This is a genomic window from Pseudomonas bijieensis (genome assembly GCF_013347965.1).
GTDB lineage: Bacteria > Pseudomonadota > Gammaproteobacteria > Pseudomonadales > Pseudomonadaceae > Aquipseudomonas > Aquipseudomonas bijieensis.
This window is the reverse complement of record NZ_CP048810.1, coordinates 4,921,295-4,941,855: the sequence shown is the minus strand read 5'-3', so window position 1 is coordinate 4,941,855 and position 20,561 is coordinate 4,921,295. Positions and strand designations below refer to the sequence as shown.

The window sequence follows — 20,561 nt, the reverse complement described above, 5'->3', positions numbered from 1 at the left end:
TCGCAAAGAGACAACACACCCTGTGGCGAGGGAGCTTGCTCCCGCTCGAGCGCGAAGCGGTCGCAAATGCTTTGGGCCTGCTTCGCAGTCCAGCGGGAGCAAGCTCCCTCGCCACAGAGGCGATGCATGACTCACGAAAAAGGCGCCCCGAAAGGCGCCTTATTTGTGGGACTGTGAAACTCAGCGTCCCAGCAGCCGCGCCAGCCCCACGCTCATCGGCGTTTGCGCTGGAAAGCTGAAGCGTTCCAAGAGGCGGCGATTGTCAGCCCGCGAATGACGGATGTCGCCGGAGCGCGCCGGGCCGTAGCTGATCGGTGGCAGGTCGCCCACCACGGCGGCCAGGGCCTGGAGCATCTGCTTGAGGGTCGTGGCCTGGTTCCAGCCGACGTTCACCGCGCCCACTTCCACCTCGGGCTTCTCGATGGCCTGCACCAGCAAGTCCACCAAATCTTCGACATAGACAAAATCCCGGGTTTGCTCGCCGTCGCCGAACACAGTGATCGGCAGGCCTTTCTGTGCCCGTTCGCTGAAGATGCTGATGACCCCGGAGTACGGCGAGGACGGATCCTGGCGCGGGCCGTAGATGTTGAAGAAGCGAAACACCACCGGCTCCAGGGCGTGCTGGCGGCGATAGAAGTCCAGGTAGAACTCGCTGGCCAGCTTGTCCGAGGCATACGGCGTGAGCGGGGCCTTGGGCGTGTCCTCGTCGATGGACTCGCCTTCGCCGTTGTTGCCATAAACCGCTGCGCTGGAGGCGAACAGCACCCGTTTCACGCCGGCCTGGCGCATGGCCTCGCAAACGTTCAGGGTGCCGATGAAGTTGCTCTGGTGGGTGCGCACCGGGTCGTCCACCGAAGCCTGCACCGAGGCCACCGCCGCCAGGTGCGCCACCGCGCTGCAACCGGCCATGGCCCGGGCCACGAGTGCGGCATCGGCGACATCGCCCTCGATCAGTTCGACCGCCGGGTTGTCCAGCGGCAGGTTGCTGCGCTTGCCGGTGGACAGGTCATCGAGGATGCGTACCGAATGTCCCTTGGCGAGCAAGGCGTCGGTCAGGTGCGAACCAATGAAACCCGCGCCGCCAGTGATTAAAACAGGGCCTTCAGCCATGACGATAAAACCTATCCAGTAAGCCCGGGAGTGCCGCGCGCCAGGCGCGGGGCTTGATCCCGAAAGTGTGCAGAATTTTCTTGCAGGCCAGGACCGCGTGCTGCGGTTCTTCCGCCGCGTCCGGCCGTGCGGCGTGGGCCTGGGGGGTGGGCGACTCAATTGCCAGGGGATGCAGGGCGCGGGCTTCGGTGAGGATCGCCTGGCCCAGTGCCAGCGGCGTGGTCGCCTCGTGGCCGGCGTAATGGTAGGTGCCCCACAGCGGCGCGGCGCAATCGAGTTGCTTGAGCACCGAGATGATCACCCGCGCGGCATCGTCCACCGGCGTTGGATTACCCCGCCGGTCATCCGCCAGCAGTAGCTCTTCAGGCTGCTCGGCCCGGGCCAGGAAACGTCCGAGGATGCCGTCGGCGCTGTCGTCCAGCAGCCAGCCGAAACGCAGCAGCACATGCTGCGGGCAGGTGGCGCGCACACTTTGCTCGATCCGCCACAACGCCTGGCCGCGTAGGCCCAAAGGCACGGGCTCGTCCTTTTCGCTGTAGGCGGTGGCGCGGGAGCCGTCGAACACCCGATAGCTCGACGGTTGCAACAAGATGATGTTGTGATGCTGGCACAGCCCGGCCAGGCGCTCGACCGCGCGCTCCTGGCCGGCCAGGCGCTGCTCGCTGACGGCCTCGGCCTGAAACCAGTCGAAGTAGTACGCCAGGTTGATCAAGGCGTCCGGGCGGGTGTCGTCGAGCAGTTGCGTCAGGCTCGCGGCATCCCAACCGTCTTCGGGCGGGCGGGGGGCAAGAAAACCGATGTCTTCTTCTGCACCGAGGCGAATCAGCGCCTGCCCAAGGGCATTTCCGCCGCCCAGTAACATAAGGCGCATTCGCATAAAGTCAGCAGGCCCAGTCTGTTGGCACAAGAATTTGGTCGACAACGCCCACAGGCGTTGCCGGAATCGTTGCATTTTTGCGGGTTTAGTGCGCAACCGTCATCCGTAAAGTGCAGATCATCAGGTTTGACGGTCTTTCAAGGCTGGTCGCTGACTTGTGGCGAGGGGATTTATCCCCGCTGGGCTGCGTAGCAGCCCCAACCAAGCAAATGAGGTGAATCTGACCCACCCAGGTGGCAATTACAGGGACTGCTGCGCAGTCCAGCGGGGATAAATCCCCTCGCCACAGGGACAGTATCAACTTCAAAGTTATGCACAGGTCCCGGACGGTACTTGCATCTTCCCCCTCCCACCCGCATAACTGCCCCATGAATCTGCCTCTTCCAGCCGACCACGCCATGGCAGGCTTTCACCCCGCCGTGCGCGCCTGGTTCAGCCAGACTTTCCCGGCGGTCACGGCCGCCCAGGCCCAGGCATGGCCGTTGATCGGCCAGCGGCGTTCGACCCTGGTGGCGGCGCCCACCGGTTCGGGCAAGACCCCTGACGGCGTTTCTCGCGGTGCTCGACGAGCTGGTGCATCGCGGCCTGGAACAAGGTGGCCTGCCGGACCAGACCCTGGTGGTCTATGTCTCGCCGCTCAAGGCCTTGAGCAACGATATCCAGATCAACCTGCAAACCCCACTGGCCGGCATCACCGAGCAGTTGCAGAAAATGGGCTTGCCGCCCTTGCCTATCAGCACCGCCGTGCGCACCGGCGACACGCCGCAAAAAGACCGCTCGGCAATGCGCAAGACCGCGCCGCACATTCTGGTGACCACGCCCGAATCGCTCTACGTGCTGCTCGGCTCCGACTCCGGCCGGCAAATGCTCGCCAGCACGCGCACGGTGATTGTCGACGAAATCCATGCCATCGCCGCCAGCAAGCGCGGCAGTCACTTGGCCTTGAGCCTGGAGCGCCTGCAAGCCCTGTGCGCCGAACCGCTGGTGCGCATCGGCCTGTCCGCCACGCAAAAGCCCATCGAAGCGGTGTCACGTTTTCTCGTCGGCGAAGGACGCACATGTGAAATCGTCGACATCGGCCACGCCCGCCCCCGGGACCTGGATATCGAGGTGCCGCCCGTACCGCTCTCGGCGGTGATGGCCAATGACGTCTGGGAGCTGGTCTACAACCGTCTCGCCGAGCTGGCCCGGGAACATCGCACCACCCTGGTGTTCGTCAACACCCGGCGCCTGGCCGAACGCCTGAGCCGGCACCTGAGCGAGCGCCTGGGCAAAGACGCCGTAGCCGCCCATCACGGTAGCCTGGCCAAGGAGTTTCGCCTCGACGCCGAACAGCGCCTCAAGCGCGGCCAATTGCAGGTGCTGATCGCCACCGCGTCCCTGGAGCTAGGCATCGATATTGGCGATGTCGACCTGGTGTGCCAGATCGCTTCGCCCCGTTCGATCTCGGCGTTCCTGCAACGGGTCGGTCGCTCCGGACACCAGGTGGGCGGCACGCCCAAGGGACGGTTGTTCGCCACCAGCCGTGACGACTTGATCGAATGCGCCGCCCTGCTCGATTGCGTGCGCCGTGGCGAGCTGGACATTTTACATATCCCCAAGGCGCCCCTGGATGTACTGGCCCAGCAGATCGTCGCCGAAGTCAGTTGCCAGGAATGGCCGGAACAGGCGTTGCTGGAGACCTTCCGCCGCGCCTCGCCCTACGCCGAACTGGACGACGACCACTACCAGGCGTTGCTGCACATGCTCGCCGAAGGCCTTAACGGTCGCCAGGGCGTGCGCAGCGCCTACCTGCACCGCGATGCCGTCAGCCGCACCTTGCGCGGGCGCCGGGGCAGCAAGCTCACCGCAGTGACCAGCGGCGGCACCATCCCGGACAACGCCGACTACAGCGTACTGCTCGAACCCCAAGGGCTGAACATCGGCAGCGTCAACGAAGATTTCGCCGTGGAAAGCATCGCTGGCGATGTGTTCCAGTTGGGCAATACGTCGTACCGCATCATTCGCGTCGAGACCGGTCGCGTGCGGGTCGAGGACGCCCAGGGCCAACCGCCGACCATCCCGTTCTGGCTCGGCGAAGCCCCGGGGCGCAGCGCCGAACTGTCCCAGGCCGTGGCCCGCCTGCAAGCCCAGCTCGATCAACTGCTCGGCGCCACGCCAGGCGATCTGCAACCAGCCCTCGACTGGCTCACCGGCACCTTGCAACTGAACCTGGCCAGCGCCGAGCAACTGGTGGATTACCTGGCCCCGGCGCGCCGGGCCTTCGGCGCCCTGCCGTCCCAGGACACGTTGCTGATGGAGCGGTTTTTCGACGAGTCCGGCGGCACGCAACTGATCATCCACACACCGTTCGGCAGCCGTATCAACCGCGCCTGGGGCCTGGCCTTGCGCAAGCGCTTCTGCCGCACCTTCAATTTCGAATTGCAGGCTGCCGCCAGTGAAGACGCCATCGTGCTCTCGCTGTCCACCAGCCACAGCTTCGAGCTGGACGAAGTCTGGCGCTACCTCAACAGCCACAGCGCCGAGCAGATCCTGGTCCAGGCGGTGCTGGATGCGCCGTTGTTCGGCGTGCGCTGGCGCTGGAATGCCGGCGTGGCCCTGGCCTTGCCGCGCTACAGCGGCGGGCGCAAAGTCGCCCCGCAGATCCAGCGGATGAAAAGCGAAGACCTGATCGCCAGCGTGTTCCCGGACCAGATCGCCTGCCTGGAGAACCTGGCCGGCGAGCGCGAGATCCCCGACCACCCGCTGGTGGAGCAGACCCTCGACGATTGCCTGCACGAAGCCATGGACAGCGAAGGCTGGCTGACGCTGTTGCGGCGCATGGAAGCGGGCGAGATTCGCCTGGTCAGTCGCGACCTGCCGGCGCCCTCGCCCCTGGCGGCAGAAATCCTCAGTGCCCGGCCCTACACCTTCCTCGACGACGCGCCGTTGGAAGAACGGCGAACCCAGGCGGTGATCAACCGGCGCTGGAGCGATCCACAGTCCACCGACGACCTTGGCGCCCTGGACGCCGAGGCCATCCAGTCAGTCCGCGAAGAAGCCTGGCCGACGCCGGCCAATCTCGATGAAATGCACGAAGCGCTGATGAGCCTGGCCTGTATCGCCGACAGCGAAGCCAGCGCCCAGCCGCCGTGGCTGGCCTGGTTGCAGACCCTGGCCGAACGCGGTCGCGCCAGCCACGTGCAGATCAGCGCCGAACGCGGGCTGTGGGTGGCGCTGGAACGGCTGACGTGTCTGCAAGCGGTTTATCCACAGGTCCAATGGCAACCGCCACTGACGCCCCTGGCCGGTTTCGATGAAGCCTGGGACAGCGACGCAGCCGTGGTGGAAATGCTTCGCGCCCGGCTCAGTGCCTTTGGTCCGCTGCCGTTGAAGGCCATCGCCTACCCACTGGGGTTGTCCACCCCGCAGGTCACCCAGGCCCTGGCACAACTGGAACAGCAAGGCTACGTGCTGCGCGGCCGGTTCACGCCGGGCACCGGGCAGGAGGAGTGGTGCGAGCGGCATTTGCTGGCGCGCATCCATCGCTATACGGTCAAACGTCTGCGCCGGGAAATCGAACCGGTGATGTTGCAGGATTTCATGCGTTTTCTGTTCGACTGGCAGCATTTGTCGCCGTCGACCCAAGGCCGCGGAAATGCCGTGCTGCCATCGATCCTGAGTCAATTCGAAGGCTACCCTGGCGCCGCGTCAGCCTGGGACAGTGACCTGCTGCCAGCGCGAATCAAGGACTATTCGCCCGGTTGGCTCGATGAACTTTGCCGCAGTGGCAAATGGGTATGGATGCGCCTGAGCGCGCGCCAGAAACCTTCCGCCAGCGCCCTGCGCAGTACGCCGGTGGTATTGCTGCCGCGCAATCAGGTGGCGTTGTGGAGCAGCCTGGCCGGGCAAACAGCCCTCGATGAGCTTTCGCCCAAGACCCAAAAAGTCCATCAGGCCCTCAGCGAACACGGCGCGCTGTTTTTTGATGAACTGGCCCACGAAGCCCACCTGCTGCGCAGCGAACTGGAAATCGCCTTGCAGGAACTGGTGGGCGCCGGGCTGGTGAATGCCGACAGCTTTGCCGGCTTGCGCGCGCTGATCACCCCGGCCAGCAAACGCCAGGCCCGTAGCAGCCGGCGCGGGCGCGGCGCGTTTGTCGGTGGCATGGACGACGCCGGGCGCTGGGCCCTGTTGCGTCGCAGTTCGCCGCAACCCCAGGCAACCCCTATAGCGCCAGAGACCCTGGAACACATCGCCATGACCTTGCTGCGCCGTTATGGCGTGGTGTTCTGGCGCCTGCTGGAGCGGGAGGCCGATTGGTTGCCGAGCTGGCGTGAGCTGCTGCGCACCTTTCATCGCCTGGAGGCGCGGGGCGAGATTCGTGGCGGCAGGTTCGTCAGTGGCCTGGCGGGCGAACAATTCGCCCTGCCCGAGGCCATCCCGCTGCTGCGCGAAACCCGCCGCCGTCCCGCCGATGGCAGCCTGGTGGTGGTGTGTGGCGTCGACCCGCTGAACCTGGCCGGCACCCTGTTGCCGGGGGCGAAAGTGCCGGCACTGGCGAGTAATCGGTTGGTGTATCGCGATGGCTTGCCGGTGGCGGCGCAGATTGCTGGCAAGCAGCATCTTTGGGTGGAGTTGGATGGGCAGGGGATGGCTGAGCTGAGGAACAAGCTCATTCAGAAAGGTTGAGGTGGTTGCACTGGCCTCATCGCGAGCAGGCTCGCTCCCACAGTCGATTTGTGGTGAACGCAAATTCCGAATCCACTAAAGATCCATTGTGGGAGCGAGCCTGCTCGCGATGAGGCCAGCAGCCCGCCACAAAACCTTCCCAACTACTGAGGTTGATTGGGCACCTCATCTCGCTCTTCTTGCAACTCCTCGACAAACCGCTTCGGCATCACCACCTGCTGTGGATAAGTCTGCGCGAAATGCACCGCCGGGTGGTTATCCACAAGCTTCTTCAGGTGTTGGTTGAACGCCCGGCTCACCGCATATTGCCCACCGGACACGGTGCGGAACTGCGCCGTGAGCACCACGCCATTGAGGTCCATCTTGTCCACGCCGAACACATCCAGCGGCCCTTGCAGGTTGAACTTGAGGAACGGGTCTTCGGAGATCGCGCGCCCGGCTTCGCGGATCAGCTCGATGGCCTGGTCGACATCGGTGTCGTAAGTGAATTGCACGGAGAAAAACGCAAAGGCAAATTGCCGCGATTGGTTGGTCACGGCCTTGATCTGGCCGAACGGCACCGAATGCACGAAGCCCTTGCCGTCGCGCAGGCGCAAAGTGCGGATGGTCAGGCCTTCGACCGTGCCGGCGTGACCGGAGCTGAGCACCACCCAGTCGCCGATGGACAGCGTGTCTTCGATGATGATGAACAGCCCGGTGATCACGTCCTGCACCAGTTGCTGCGAACCGAAACCGATCGCCAGCCCCACCACTCCGGCACCGGCCAGCAACGGCGCGACGTTGATGCCCAGGTTGGCCATGGTGGTGATTGCGCAAATCACTACCAGGATGATTTTTGCCGCGTTGCGCAACAGCGGCAGGATGGTCTTGACCCGGGTGCTGGGCTGGCGGGCCCCGCGCTTGTTCAGCGGCGGTTTCAAGGCTTCCTGGATCGCCGTGTCGAGCACCACCCAGGTGAGCCAGGTCATCAGGAAGATCAGCCCGATGCGGCTCAAGGAATCGCTGATCGCCCGACCCACGGCATTGCGTGAGGCGAACTCGAACAGGGAAATACCCCAGATCCGCCCGAGAATCTCGATGAACGCCACCGCCATGACGATCCTCAGCAAGGCATGCAGCAGGCTCAGCAGACGCCCCTTGTAGGCGCTGTTGCGCTGGATGGCTTCGGCCTTGGGCGATTTGAAGACATGTTGGAACACGGTGCTGAGAAACACCGTCGCGATCAGCAGGATGGTGGTGAACAAGGCACAACGCAGGGCTTTCTGGTTGTCCTCGCCAACACCGATCAGGCTCACCGCCGACACCAGTACCATCAACAGGATCGGCCAATACCAGAGCCCGGAGAAAATCCGCAGCGACTCCTGCAAGGCTGGCTGCTTCAAGCGCTGGGCCAGCGGGCGGTTGCGGATCAGGTGCGCCACGGGCCTGCGCATGCGAATCACCAGCCAGCCAAAGATCACCGAGGCGAACAAACCCGTGAATACCGCGATGCTGCTGGTGATGTTGCCACCCAGTTGCCGGGCGATCTGCGGGCTGGTCAGGGCATCGCTGAGGGCGGCGAGAAAGCCGATCATGAACAACGGCCGGGGACAGAAACGGCGGATCATCGCCACCGCCCGACGTTTGTGCCCGGCATTGAACATCACGATTACGCAAAGAAATACCGACGTGGAGAAAATGCCGCTGCTGGTGGCGTAGGCGAAGCACAGCGCCAGGGCCCGGCCAACCGAAACCTGCAGGAAGTGGCTGACGTACAGGGTCAGCGGCAGGCAGATCACCGCCGCAGCGGTGTATGGCAGCAGATAACCGAGCAAGTCACGCAGGCGCTGGCGGGTACGCAGCCAGCGGCGCCGCCCCAGGTGTCGCAACAACAGCCGCGCCCCCGACCAGATCAACGCAAAAGCGCCGATCCAGACGCCCGACAACAACAGGAAATCCCCCGCCACGCGCCAGGAGGAACGGGACGTCTGGTCTACCAGCCGGTCCATCTCATCCGCCGCCCGATCCGCCCGCAAACGCCAGGCGTCCACCAGGCTCTGGTTGAGGTCGAGCTTGTCCTGGACGTCATCGATGCTCGAACTGATCGCCCCCCAGCAAACCGCCCTGTACCAGCGGCGCGGGCTCGGCGGGCGGTTCGTCGGGCTTGGAGGTGCCGGGGACAGCGGCGGTCCCGTAGGCGCTGGTGCCGCTCATCGCCAGCAAGAACAGCAGCAATACAGTGCTCAATCGAGACAAAACGCGAGGCTCCTTCACACGGGATCGGTAAGGAACTGATCAATAACCGGCCGGCAAGTTCGCTCGAAGGGTCAATACAACACCTGTGGCGAGGGAGCTTGCTCCCGCTGGGCTGCGCAGCAGCCCCAAAACACAGGGCCGCTGCGCGCCCCAGCGGGAGCAAGCTCCCTCGCCACAAGTTCACTGCCGCCGGGCACTCCATCGAAACTTTCCAGCGCGCGCGGCGGTCATCAAAAGACACAGGCTGCACGAGGTCATTGGCACGGGAGGGATACATGACGGCGATCCACATTGGTATTTCCGGCTGGCGCTACACGCCTTGGCGGGGGGACTTCTACCCCAAAGGGGCTGACCCAGAAACGGGAATTGCAATTCGCCTCGCGCGCGGTCAACAGCATCGAAATCAATGGATCGTTCTACGCCCTGCAACGTCCCGAACGGTATGCCCAGTGGTACGCCGAAACGCCGCCCGGCTTCGTGTTCAGCGTCAAGGCCCCGCGGTTCATTACCCACATCAAGCGCCTGCGAGATATCCACAAGCCGTTGGCCAATTTCTTCGCCTCCGGCGTGTTGGAGCTCAAGGAAAAACTCGGCGCGATTCTCTGGCAGTTTCCCCCCAGCTTCAAATTCGACCCCGAGCTGTTCGAAGACTTCCTCAAGCAACTGCCCCACGACACCGAAAGCGCCGCCGCCCTGGCCCGCGAGCACGAACCACGCCTGGACGGCCACGCCAGCACCACGACGGACAAAAAGCGCCCGCTGCGCCACGCCGTGGAAATCCGCCACGAGAGCTTCATCGACCGGCACTTCGTCACGTTGCTCAAGCGCTACGACGTGGCCCTGGTGATCGCCGACACCGCCGGCAAGTGGCCCTATCGCGAAGACGTCACCAGCGATTTCGTCTACCTGCGCCTGCACGGTGCCGAGGAACTGTACGCCAGTGGCTACACCGACGCAGCGTTGAAACGCTGGGGCGAGCGGATCGCGGCCTGGAGTCATGGCAAACAACCTGCCGACGCCCACTTGATCGACCCAAACAAGAAACCCCGGGCACGCAAGCACCGGGAAGTGTTCTGCTATTTCGACAACGACATCAAAGTCCGCGCGCCCTACGACGCACGGCACTTGCTGGAGCACTTCGACCTGGACAAAGACCTCGCTACCGCGCCCGGCGTGCGCCCGGCCGAGGGAGTATTGCCATGAGCATTCCGGAATCCACCGAAGCGAGCCGCGACCCGATCCAGCACTTGGGCCAGGACCTTGACCGGGTCAGCCGTTTTACCGTCCTGACGGTCAATACCCACAAGGGCTTCACCGCCCTGAATCGCCGCTTCATCCTGCCGGAACTGCGCGAGGCGGTGCGCAGCGTGTCCGCCGACGTGGTGTTTTTGCAGGAAGTGCATGGCACCCACGAACATCACCCCCAGCGCTACAGCAACTGGCCGAGCATGCCGCAGTACGAGTTCCTCGCCGACAGTCTCTGGCCGCAGTTCGCCTATGGGCGCAACGCGGTCTATCCGGCGGGCGACCACGGCAATGCGCTGTTGTCGAAATTCCAGATCATCCGCCACGACAATATCGACGTGTCCATCAGCGGCCACGAAAGCCGCGGCATGCTCCACAGCGTGCTGCGCCTGCCGGGCGCCGACGGCCCGCAAGTCCACGCCATTTGCGTCCACCTGGGGCTGCGCGAAGGGCATCGGGTCGAGCAATTGCAACTGCTTTGCCAGCGCTTGAGCGAGCTGCCGCCCGAGGCTCCCGTGATCGTCGCCGGGGACTTCAACGACTGGCGCGGCAAGGCCAGCGAGCTGCTCAAGCCCTGCGGCCTGCGCGAAGTGTTCGCCGAGCGGTTGGGCAAGCCAGCCCGCAGCTTTCCGGCCCGCCTGCCCATCCTGCGCCTGGACCGCATCTACGTGCGTAACCTCAAGGCCCATCATCCCAAGGTGTTGAGCGTACGACCCTGGTCGCACCTCTCCGACCATGCACCGCTGTCGGTGGAGATCGAATTATGAGCGCGACGGTGAACAAGGCGACGGTGGAGCAAATTGAAGTTCCGCCCACCGAGCGCAACCCGGCACTGGCCGATATCGAATACGGCTGGCACGGCAACAATCGCGTCAAGCTGCTGGAAAACGGCGAGGAATATTTCCCCAGGGTTTTCGAAGCCATTCGCCGGGCCGAGACAGAAATCCTTCTGGAGACCTTCATTCTGTTCGAGGACAAGGTCGGCTGCGAACTGCGGGACCTGCTGGTGGAGGCCGCCCAGCGTGGCGTGCGCATCACCGTCAGCCTCGATGGCTTCGGCTGCGGTGAGCTGACCACCGAATTCCTCGCCTCGTTGAGCGATGCCGGGGTGCGCTTGCAGATGTTCGACCCGGCGCCCCGCTACTTGGGGATCCGCACCAACTGGTTCCGTCGCCTGCACCGCAAGATCGTGGTGGTGGACGGGGTGATTGCGTTTATCGGCGGGATCAATTTTTCCGCCGACCACCTGGGCGATTTCGGTCCCGAGGCCAAGCAGGACTATTCCGTGGAGGTCAAAGGCCCGGCGGTGGTGGACATCCATCACTTCGCGCTGTTGCAGAGCGGCCGGCCCGCCCGGGCCAAATACTGGTGGCAACGCCGCCGCAGCCGCCGCAACGAGCTGGCGTTCAGCGACCATGACGGCCAGGTGCGCCTGGTCTATCGGGACAATCACGAACACCAGACCGATATCGAAGAGGTCTACCTGCAAGTGCTGCGCAGTGCCCAGCGGCGGGTGGTGATCGCCAATGCCTATTTCTTCCCCGGCTACCGGTTGCTGCGCGAGATCCGCAACGCGGCGCGGCGTGGCGTGCAGGTGCGGCTGATCCTGCAGGGCCAGCCGGACATGATGATCGCCAAGCTCGCCGCGCGCATGCTCTACAGCTACCTGCTCAAGGCCGGCGTGGTGATCTACGAATATTGCGAGCGACCGCTGCACGGCAAGGTCGCCCTGGTGGATGAGGACTGGAGCACGGTGGGGTCGAGCAACCTCGACCCGCTGAGCCTGTCCCTGAACCTGGAAGCCAATGTGCTGATCCGCGACCGGGCGTTCAACCGCGAGCTGTTCGAGCGCCTCGATTACCTGAGCCGCAACCATTGCACCGTCATGCCGGAAAACCACGCGCCCCGGGGCCTGTTGTGGCGCATGACCATCGGTTTCATGGTGTTCCACTTTTTGCGCCACTTCCCGGCCTGGGCCGGCTGGCTGCCGGCCCATAAACCGCGTCTGAAACCTTTTTCGCCGCCGACAGCGGTCCGGAGCGAACCCCATGAACCACTCTGAAGCGCATGCTGCGCCGAGAGATGCCCATGCGCCGGAGCAGGCCAAGCCCAAATCCCGCTGGAACCGCTGGAAAAGACCGCTGACCCTGGCGTTTTTCCTGCTGTTGATCGTGCTGTTCACCACCCTGGCCCGACGTATCGATTGGTCCGAAGTATTCGCCACCCTGGCCGACTTCAAGGTACGCACCTTGATCATTGCCGCCGCGCTGACCATCACCAGCTTCATCACTTATGCCTGCTTCGACCTGATCGGTCGCACTTACATCCGCCAGAAACTGGGTTGGCGGCAGATCTTGCCAGTGGGGGTGATCAGTTACGCGTTCAACCTCAACCTCAGTGCCTGGGTCGGCGGCATCGCCATGCGCTATCGGCTGTATTCGCGGCTGGGGGTCAGCACCGGCAACATCGCCAAGATCCTTGGCCTGAGCCTGGCCACCAACTGGTTCGGCTATATGACCCTGGCCGGGGCGGTGTTCAGCAGCGGCCTGGTGACAATGCCGCCGGGCTGGAAACTCAGCAGCGATGCGCTGCAAGGCGTCGGCGTGCTGTTATTGCTGGCGAGTGCCGGTTACCTGGCGGCCTGTCGGTTTTCCAAGCGTCGGGCCTGGACCGTTCGCGGCATGGAAATCAATCTGCCGTCCCTGCGCATGGCGGTGCTGCAACTGGCGTTGGGCGCGCTGAACTGGTCGTTGATGGCGGCGGTGATTTTCACTTTGCTGCCCAGCAAACTGGATTATCCAATGGTGCTCGGCGTATTGCTGATCAGCAGCATTGCCGGGGTCATCACCCATATTCCGGCGGGGCTTGGGGTACTGGAGGCAGTGTTCATCGCGCTGCTGCAGCACGAGGTGTCGCGGGGTAGTCTGCTGGCGGGGCTGATCGCTTACCGGGCGATCTACTTCATCTTGCCGTTGTTGATCACAGTCGTGATGTACCTGGTGATCGAGGCGAAGGCCAAGGCGTTGCGGGTCAAGCCGGGGCTTAAATGATTGGGTGCCTAGTCGGGCCCCATCGCGAGCAGGCTCGCTCCCACAAGGGATAGGTGGTGATCATCAATTTTGTGCTCACCGCTGATCCAACGTGGGAGCGAGCCTGCTCGCGATGACGCCCGCCTGAACGCCACACATCTACCGTTCCTGGATAATGCTCAACCGCTCTCCCACCACCATTTCCGTGATCCAGCCCACCAGGATCGAGGTGTAGGCCTGTTGTGACACAGGGTCGCTCAGCGCATGGTCGGCGCCGTCGATGATGCGGTGGGTCAGCGAATGGGTCTGCTGGCACGCCGCCCGGTAGCTCATGATCGTGGCATGGGGCACATGGTCGTCGGTCTCCGATTCCACCAGCAACACATCGCCGGTGAACTGCGAACACGCCTGCAAGGCACGATTGGTGCTGGCGTGTACCAGGGTGCTGCGGTAATCGAGCAGGTCGCTCTTGTCCAGGTCGCGCTTGGGCGTGTGCCATTGCTCGTCGCGGTACAGCGCCGGCACCCGCAGGGCCAGCCAGCGCACCGGGCGCAGCGAGGTCAGGATCGAGGCCAGGTAACCGCCATAACTGGTGCCCACCACGGCAATCGCCGAGGTATCCAAGGCTGGGTGGGCGAGCAAGCGGTCGTATGCCGCCAGCAGATCCCGCAGGTTGTCCTCGCGGGTGACCCGTGACAATGGGATCCCCGCCCCGCCGGTGTGCCCGCGCAGGTCGAAGGTCAGGCACACGCAACCGAGGCCGGCGATGCCTTTGGCCCGTTCCAGGTCCCGCTCCTGGCTGCCACCCCAACCGTGCACGAATAACACGCCAGGGACTTTCGACTTGGGGCTCAGGAACGTCCCGTTCATGCGTTCATCGTCGATCTCGATCTGAATGGTTTCACTTCTAGCCGTCATAGGATTGAACCGTTACATATTTGAGAAGGAAGTCGCTGTTGTGTGCCGCGCCGCGATAGACCTCCCTGGCGCCGGTCGGCAGCGCTTGGTCGAGATAGGTTTCCACCGAGGACACTCGCACCGCGCTGGTTTCAGGCGTTTCGACGAACACCTGCAACGCCGCCAGTTCGGCGCTGCTGGCGCCGCCCATGCGCCACGACTGCTCCAACACACCGCCACGAGGCTGGCCGGCAGCATCCAGGCCCTGGGCGATGTCGTAATTGCGCCGCGACGCAAAAAAACTCGGATAGGCCTGGTTGGCGGCGTCATCGAACACTTGCGCCAGGCGCACCGCCTCGCGCACATCGTCGGGCAGTTCGAGCCTGAGCAACTCGATATAGCCGCCCTGCACCACTAGCAAATCCGACCCGCCGTACACCTCCAACCCTTCGCTGTCGTGGGTCAGGTGCTGCACGCCGCAATAGCTCAGGACCTTGCCGTTGATGAAGCTCTGGCCGACGCTCTGGGTCTTGACCTCGTTGAGGTGCTGTTCCAGCACCACCCCTTCGCGAAACAGCGCCTGGGCGTCCGGCGCGGCGGCTATTTCATCGAACTGGGCCAGGCTCTTGATCAGCCGTTGGCCACGTCCGGCACAAGCATGGATAGGCTTGAGGCGGATGGGCCCGGTGTACAGCAAGTGCTCAGCGGCCGGGCGCGCATCCTTGAGCGAAAAAACCGTCACGCCATCGAGCACCGCGCCTCGGGTGAGCTTGGCAAACAGAGGCGACCAGCCTTTGGGTGCCACGGCGTCCTTATTCAACAGACCATGGGTAATCGCCTTGGTGCAGATAAAATCGTGCTCGACATATCCACCCCACACATCCTCCGGCCCCTTGACCGCCAGGCGCATCAAGGCCTCGGGCCCGATCAGGGTTTGCGTGGGCAATAGGTATGGATCATGACCGCCATCGGGGTCATGACTGTCGCCATACTCCCACCCCAGGATCTGTGCCAGCCACTGGGCCAGTGCACGATTGGTCTCGACCTCATGGCGCGGCGCTTGTGGATTGACCGAATAGGCCACGACTTGTTTGTTGCGATTGACTGGTGTCATGCGTTGCCCTTTTTCCTGCGCTCGATGGCTGTAGATAAGGGAGGGTGCAGAGATCAGGCCAACGGGGGCATGGACAGCGGCGGGTCAGCCAAGCGGGCGTATCGTGCGCAGTTGATAGCACCTGGCCCGTTTCATTCTGCACGACATACGGTCGGCATCCCGCAAATTGCACGATGCCCAGCAGCAGACGTCACCCCCTGTGGCAAGGGAATTTATGTGGGAGCAAGGCTTGCCCGCGATGCAGGCGCTGCGGTCTTTCAGAAATTGAGGCGCCTGTTCGCGGGCAAGCCTTGCTCCCACATAGCGGGGATAAATCCCCTCGCCACAAAGGAGTCACTGCTGTTTGGGAGAACCCAGCGGGGTCACCCCAAACCTCGCCCGATAATCACTCGGCGCCAACCCGGTGATTTTCTTGAATGTCGTGCGAAAGGCACTCGGGTCCTGGTAACCGACGGTCCAGGCAATGTGGTCGATGGTGCCATTGGTGAACTCGAGCATTTCCCGGGCCTTGCCGACTCGAAGGTGCTGGCAGTATTCGGTGGGCTTGAGCCCGGTGGCGGCGCGGAACCTGCGCAGGAAGGTACGTTCCTCCAGCCCGGCCCGTTCGGCCATCGCCCCGAGGGAAACCTCTACCGCGCCGCTGCTTTGCAGCCAATGCTGGACCTTGAGAATCGCCCCGTCGCCATGGCCGAGGATAGGCGCAAAGTTGCTGCCGCACTGGCTCGCACTGTCGCTGTGCTCGATCACCAGGAACTGCGCCGTACGCGTGGCGATGCTGGGCCCGAGCAGGCGGTCCACCAGGCGTAGCCCCAGTTCCGACCAGGCCATCAGCCCGGCGGTGGTGATCAGGTCGCCGTCGTCGACGATGGGTTTGTCGGCGTTGAGCTTGATCTTCGGGTAACGGGCGGCGAAGGACTTGGCCGAGGTCCAATGGGTGGTGGCGCTGCGCCCATCGAGCAGGCCGCTTTCGGCCAGCAGGATCGAGCCGACGCACACCCCGCCCAGCACGGTGCCGCCCGCATGCTGCGCCCGCAGCCAATCCATCAGCGTTGGCGATGCCAGGTCGTCGTCGAAACCAGCGATGGAGGGCGGAATCAGCAACGCCACCAACGGACCCGCCGGGCCGGTTTCGCTGTCGAAGACCCGCCGCGGCGCCTCGTCGCTGCCGGCCTGCCAATGACTGACCCGCAGCCGCGGCAACTGCACGCTGGCGTGCTCGGCCGCGATCCGCTGGGCCACACCGAACAGATCGGTCAAGCCATGCACCGCCGCCAGTTGGGCGCCGGGGTAGATGAGCACCCCAAGTTCGGCAACTGCCCTTTGCTGCGTCATTGTCAGTTTTCCCTCGCTTATTGTCGTTGCGGCCAATCCTCGAAGCGGCGACAAAAGCCAATACTGGCTTCACACCCAATCTGATCGAGGAAGCCCCCATGTCCAAGCAAGCGCTCATCGTAGTCGATATCCAGAACGACTACTTCCCCCAGGGCAAATGGCCGTTGGTCGGTGCCCAAGCCGCCGCCGATAACGCCGCCCGCCTGATTGAAGCCTTTCGCCAGACCGGCGACAGCGTGGTGCACATCCGCCACGAATTCACCTCCGACGACGCGCCATTCTTCACCCCTGGCTCCGAAGGTGCACAGTTGCACCCCAAGGTGCTCAACCGCGCCGACGAGCCGGTGGTGCTCAAACATTTCGTCAATTCGTTTCGCGAAACCGAACTGCAAGCCATCCTCGATCATCAGGGCATCGAGCAACTGGTGGTGGTCGGCAGCATGAGCCACATGTGCGTCGATGGCGTGGTTCGGGCGGCGGCGGACCTGGGCTACGGCGTCACCGTGATCCATGATGCCTGCGCCACCCTCGACCTGGAGTTCAACGGCGTCGTCGTGCCTGCGGCCCAGGTGCATGCGGCGTTCATGGCCGCGCTGGGGTTTGCCTACGCGAGTGTGGTGAGCACCGAGCAATTCCTGGCGGCCAATGGCTAAACACACGGCCCCTCTAAGAAATCGCAAAAAAACCGCGCTTCGACGAAGTGCGGTTTTTGTCTCGAGTCTCTACGGTGTGCAGGGAAACGATCAAACATCCAGTACCTGCAACAACCTCGGCATCGTCGCCACGAATCCCATCTGCTGCGCTTCGCGCGCCACCCCTTTCAACTTCTCGCCGCTGGCTCGATCGGCGCTGCGCAGCCACTGCCCCGCCACATCGATCAACCGCACGTGATGGTTGATCCAGGCGCACGACGCCGACTCGGGCAACGCCGCCATCTGTTGCCCATGCCAGATCGCTTGTTCGGTATTGCCCGCCAACAGGCAGGTTTCAGCAGCGGCCACCCGAAAGCGCAAGGCATTATGGGCCAGGCAGGCCAGGGTGAGTTGGGCTTCGCCCGTCGCCAAGGCCTGTTGGCTGAGCTGCACATCCTCGCTGATCATCGCCAGGCTGCCGTAGACCCAGGGCCCGATGTAACGCTGCAGCTCGAAGCGTTCCACCAGGCTCGCCGCCTCCATGATCAAAGTCTGCGCCAGCCCGCGTTCGCCCTGGCGCAACGCCACCCGCGCCAACCCTTCCAGCAGGATCGCTTCGAAACGGCTGGCACCAAGGTTGCGCGCCAGCGCCAAAGCGCAGGTCAGCTCTTGTTCCGCCAAGGCATCCTGGCCGCCCGCCACCAGCACCCAGGCCGAAGTGAGTCGCGAGAACACCTGTGCCCGATGATTGCCCAGGCGGGTGCTGCATTCGATGGCCTCCATGGCATCGCGCAAGGCTTGCTCCGGCTGGCCCAGGTAGAGCTGCGCCGAGCCACGGGCGCTGCGATTGCCCGCCTCCACGTGTGCCCAGCCATTGCGCTCGCACAGGCGTACGCATTGATCGAAAACCTCGTAGGCGGTCTGCATGCGCCCTTGTGCGTAATAGGAGTCGCCAATGCCACTCAAGGCCTTGGCCTCGGTTTGCAGGTCCCGGCCGATGCGGGCAAAGGACAAGGCCTCTTCATGGAGCCGGCGACATTCGGCGTAATCGCCCCGTGGAAAATAGATGTTCCCGCGCAAGTGATTCAGCCGCGCCAGCGCTGTATGGGCCTGCATGGCTTGGGCGATGGGCAGCATGGCCTCGATCAGGCGCTCCTCCTCGTCCAGGCAATCGAGGGTATTGAGGACAGCTGCCAACCCCAGCGCGGCCTCGATCTGATCCTGTGGTTGCTCGGCCAATGCCAATGCCCGCTGCAAATGCGCCCGTGCCTCCACGGTCTGGCCCAGGCCCGAGCACGCCTGGCCGCATAACAACGCAAAGGAAAAATTGCCCTGGGCACGCTCGGCATACGCCGAGCCTTGCCGGGCCAGGGCAAGAACGCTGTCGTACTGGCAGGCCAAGCGCTTTTCGGCCATGGCGAGCAACAGCGCGTCGAACGCCGCCGGATCGTTGGCTCGCAGCAAATGCTGGGCATAAAGCACCCGATCACGCTCGCGGTAGAGGCTCGCCACCTCACCGTGCAATTGCTCGCGAAGCAGCGTGGGCATCGCGTCGTAGAGACAGTGCATGACCAGGTCGTGAACGAACAGATAGCTGCCTGGCTCGACTTCCCGCAGCAAGCCCTGGCGCATGTCCGTCGTTGGCAGATAACCAGGCTGCCCCAGCGCTTCGCGCCACAGCGTCAGCTCGAAGCGATTGCCCAGCACGGCGGCGTAATGCAGGGCGCGACGTTGCTCGGGGGCCAGTTTGTCAAAGCGGGTCTGGACGAGATGCCGCAGACTGTCGGGAAAAACACCTTGCTGGCTGGATAACAGTTGCGTCAGGTACAGCGGATTGCCTTGGGCGCGGGCGACACATTCGGCCCGGTAGCACGGCTCGACCTCGGTAAATTGCTCCGCCAGGAGCGTGGCCTCCCGCGCCCGGATCGGCGCGATGTCGAGCAGGCTCATGGGGCTGGAGGAATGCGCACGAATCTCACCGTCCAGCGGATCACCTTCAGGGCGGGACGTCAGCAGCCAGACGACCGGTGCTTCGTCAGTAGCATCGAGCAGCTTGCCCAACAGCGTAAACAGCGCGGTATCGCCCCAGTGCAAGTCTTCGAGGCAGATCAACAAGGGCTGTTGCACCGCGACGCGCAGCAACACTTCGAGCAAAGCCTGGAACAGCCCCTGGGTACGGGCCTGGTTGCTCATCGCGCCATACAGGATCGGAGGCTCGACAGACGACACGCCCGTCAGCACTTGCAAGAACATTCGATGTTCGGCGGCCACTTTCAGGCGCGACAAGGCAGCGTCCAACAGTGACGCGCTGATGGGCGGCGCGCTCCCCAGGTTGAGCAGGCTGGCCACCAGTTGGCCCAAAGGCCACAGGCTGTTGTCCATGCCGAAATCCAGCACATCGCCGCGATGGCAGGCGAAACCACGCTGCCGGGCCATTTCGAAAAACTCGCTGACCAGGCGAGTCTTGCCAATGCCCGCCATGCCGCGCACATAGACGATGTGCCCATCCTGGCATTCCTGGGTGGCCTCGATCACCGCCTTGAACTGCAATAATTCGATGGCCCGTCCCACCAAGGGGCGTGGCGCGTTTTCGTCGAGGCTGCGCGGGCGCAGGCATTTACGATAGGCCCGAAACTCATCGTCACTGGACGAAAATTCAAACCGTGCTGCGAGTTGTTCCAGCAGGTTCTGCGCAACATACACCGGCGCGTGCCCATGACGATCCAGCAGCGGCTTTTGCGCGAGCAAGGCCGGCACGGCCGCAGGCTCCGTGGTTTCGGCACTCAGGCGCACAAGCCGCAGCAACAAGGCATGACCGGGCGTGACGAAGTGTTCCCGGCTCAGCGCCAACGCGCAGAGCAGGCCCCGCTCGCTATCACTGCGATACGCTTGTGGAGAGCCGAACTGGGCGATCATCACCTCCTGCGTAATCCCCAGTGGAACGCCTCCGAACTGACGCACCAGACGCTCGATTTCCTCCGTCAACGCCGCTGCGGGCAGCCCATCGATCCGAAAGGACAGTTCAAGCACATAGCGGATAACGCTGTCATCGACCTGTTTCAGCGCCTGTTGCGCAAAGGCGGCCTGGTGCAACTCGCTCATCGTCTGTTGGATGTGCGCCAAAGCCGCCGAGGCGGGATCGCCCAGCAGCGCGCTCACATCGACCCCGAAGGCCGTCGCCAGGTGCCGAGCGGTGCGGTAAAGCACTGGCTTGCCGGTTTCGGCGCGTTTGATGGAAGCGATCGAGACGCACAAATGCCGGTTCAGGCACGCCTCGGCCAGGGTTTCCTGGCTCAGGCCATGCTGTTTGCGCAGGCCTTTCAACGACACGCCGTCCAGCAGGACACGACCATCGGATATCGAGGCATCGCGCTTGGGCAGGGCAGCAAAGGTGTTGTGTCGGGTGTCCATGTCGATAG

Annotated in this window: 10 protein-coding genes and 3 pseudogenes; 6 read left to right on the top strand and 7 right to left on the bottom strand. The window is 63.7% G+C overall.

Translation table 11 applies throughout. From position 1 onward, the window contains the following. Window positions 1-180: 180 nt before the first annotated feature. Both GN234_RS21695 and GN234_RS21690 read right to left on the bottom strand, forming a co-directional pair. Window positions 181-1,110: an NAD-dependent epimerase/dehydratase family protein gene (locus GN234_RS21695; protein ID WP_176689042.1), complete on the bottom strand. Its 930-nt coding sequence runs from the start codon at window positions 1,108-1,110 to the stop codon at window positions 181-183. Continuing rightward, a complete protein-coding gene (locus GN234_RS21690) occupies window positions 1,103-1,987 on the bottom strand; it encodes a sugar nucleotide-binding protein (protein WP_109756467.1) in 885 nt (294 codons plus the stop codon). Before GN234_RS21690 ends, GN234_RS21695 begins: the two co-directional genes overlap by 8 nt. Window positions 1,988-2,355: 368 nt before the next feature. Between GN234_RS21690 and GN234_RS21685 the strand changes: the two are divergent. Further along, window positions 2,356-6,658, top strand: a pseudogene (locus GN234_RS21685) (Lhr family helicase). 143 nt (window positions 6,659-6,801) lie between these two features. On the opposite strand, the pseudogene GN234_RS21680 reads toward GN234_RS21685, so the two are convergent. After that, a pseudogene (locus tag GN234_RS21680) lies at window positions 6,802-8,893 on the bottom strand (mechanosensitive ion channel family protein). A 275-nt stretch (window positions 8,894-9,168) separates the two neighbouring features. Here GN234_RS21680 and GN234_RS21675 point away from each other — a divergent pair. The 4 genes and pseudogenes from GN234_RS21675 to GN234_RS21660 all read left to right on the top strand — a co-directional run bounded on the left by GN234_RS21675 (window position 9,169) and on the right by GN234_RS21660 (window position 13,188). Then, window positions 9,169-10,096 (top strand): annotated as a pseudogene (locus GN234_RS21675) (DUF72 domain-containing protein). After that, entirely contained in the window at window positions 10,093-10,905 is an 813-nt protein-coding gene (locus GN234_RS21670) for an endonuclease/exonuclease/phosphatase family protein (RefSeq protein WP_109756422.1), read from the top strand. The pseudogene GN234_RS21675 and the gene GN234_RS21670 overlap by 4 nt, the downstream one beginning before the upstream one ends. Beyond that, window positions 10,902-12,200 (top strand): cardiolipin synthase ClsB, encoded by a 1,299-nt coding sequence (gene clsB, locus GN234_RS21665; RefSeq protein WP_109756421.1) that lies wholly within the window; start codon window positions 10,902-10,904, stop codon window positions 12,198-12,200. Before GN234_RS21670 ends, clsB begins: the two co-directional genes overlap by 4 nt. After that, window positions 12,187-13,188, top strand: coding sequence for a lysylphosphatidylglycerol synthase domain-containing protein (locus tag GN234_RS21660; protein WP_176689041.1), 1,002 nt, complete (start codon window positions 12,187-12,189; stop codon window positions 13,186-13,188). Before clsB ends, GN234_RS21660 begins: the two co-directional genes overlap by 14 nt. A 138-nt stretch (window positions 13,189-13,326) precedes the next feature. On the opposite strand, the gene GN234_RS21655 is transcribed toward GN234_RS21660, so the two are convergent. From GN234_RS21655 to GN234_RS21645, 3 genes are all read right to left on the bottom strand, one after another. Next, a complete protein-coding gene (locus tag GN234_RS21655) occupies window positions 13,327-14,085 on the bottom strand; it encodes an alpha/beta hydrolase family protein (RefSeq protein ID WP_109756419.1) in 759 nt (252 codons plus the stop codon). Then, a complete protein-coding gene (locus tag GN234_RS21650; protein WP_176689040.1) occupies window positions 14,075-15,178 on the bottom strand; it encodes a DUF3182 family protein in 1,104 nt (367 codons plus the stop codon). Before GN234_RS21650 ends, GN234_RS21655 begins: the two co-directional genes overlap by 11 nt. Before the next feature lie 333 nt (window positions 15,179-15,511). Then, window positions 15,512-16,510: a GlxA family transcriptional regulator gene (locus tag GN234_RS21645; RefSeq protein ID WP_176689039.1), complete on the bottom strand. Its 999-nt coding sequence runs from the start codon at window positions 16,508-16,510 to the stop codon at window positions 15,512-15,514. A 98-nt stretch (window positions 16,511-16,608) separates the two neighbouring features. On the opposite strand from GN234_RS21645, the gene GN234_RS21640 reads away from it, so the two are divergent. Beyond that, window positions 16,609-17,163: a cysteine hydrolase family protein gene (locus GN234_RS21640; protein WP_109756416.1), complete on the top strand. Its 555-nt coding sequence runs from the start codon at window positions 16,609-16,611 to the stop codon at window positions 17,161-17,163. 90 nt (window positions 17,164-17,253) lie between these two features. Here the strand turns inward: GN234_RS21640 and GN234_RS21635 are convergent, their stop codons facing one another. After that, a complete protein-coding gene (locus GN234_RS21635) occupies window positions 17,254-20,553 on the bottom strand; it encodes an AAA family ATPase (protein ID WP_176689038.1) in 3,300 nt (1,099 codons plus the stop codon). Window positions 20,554-20,561: the final 8 nt, after the last annotated feature.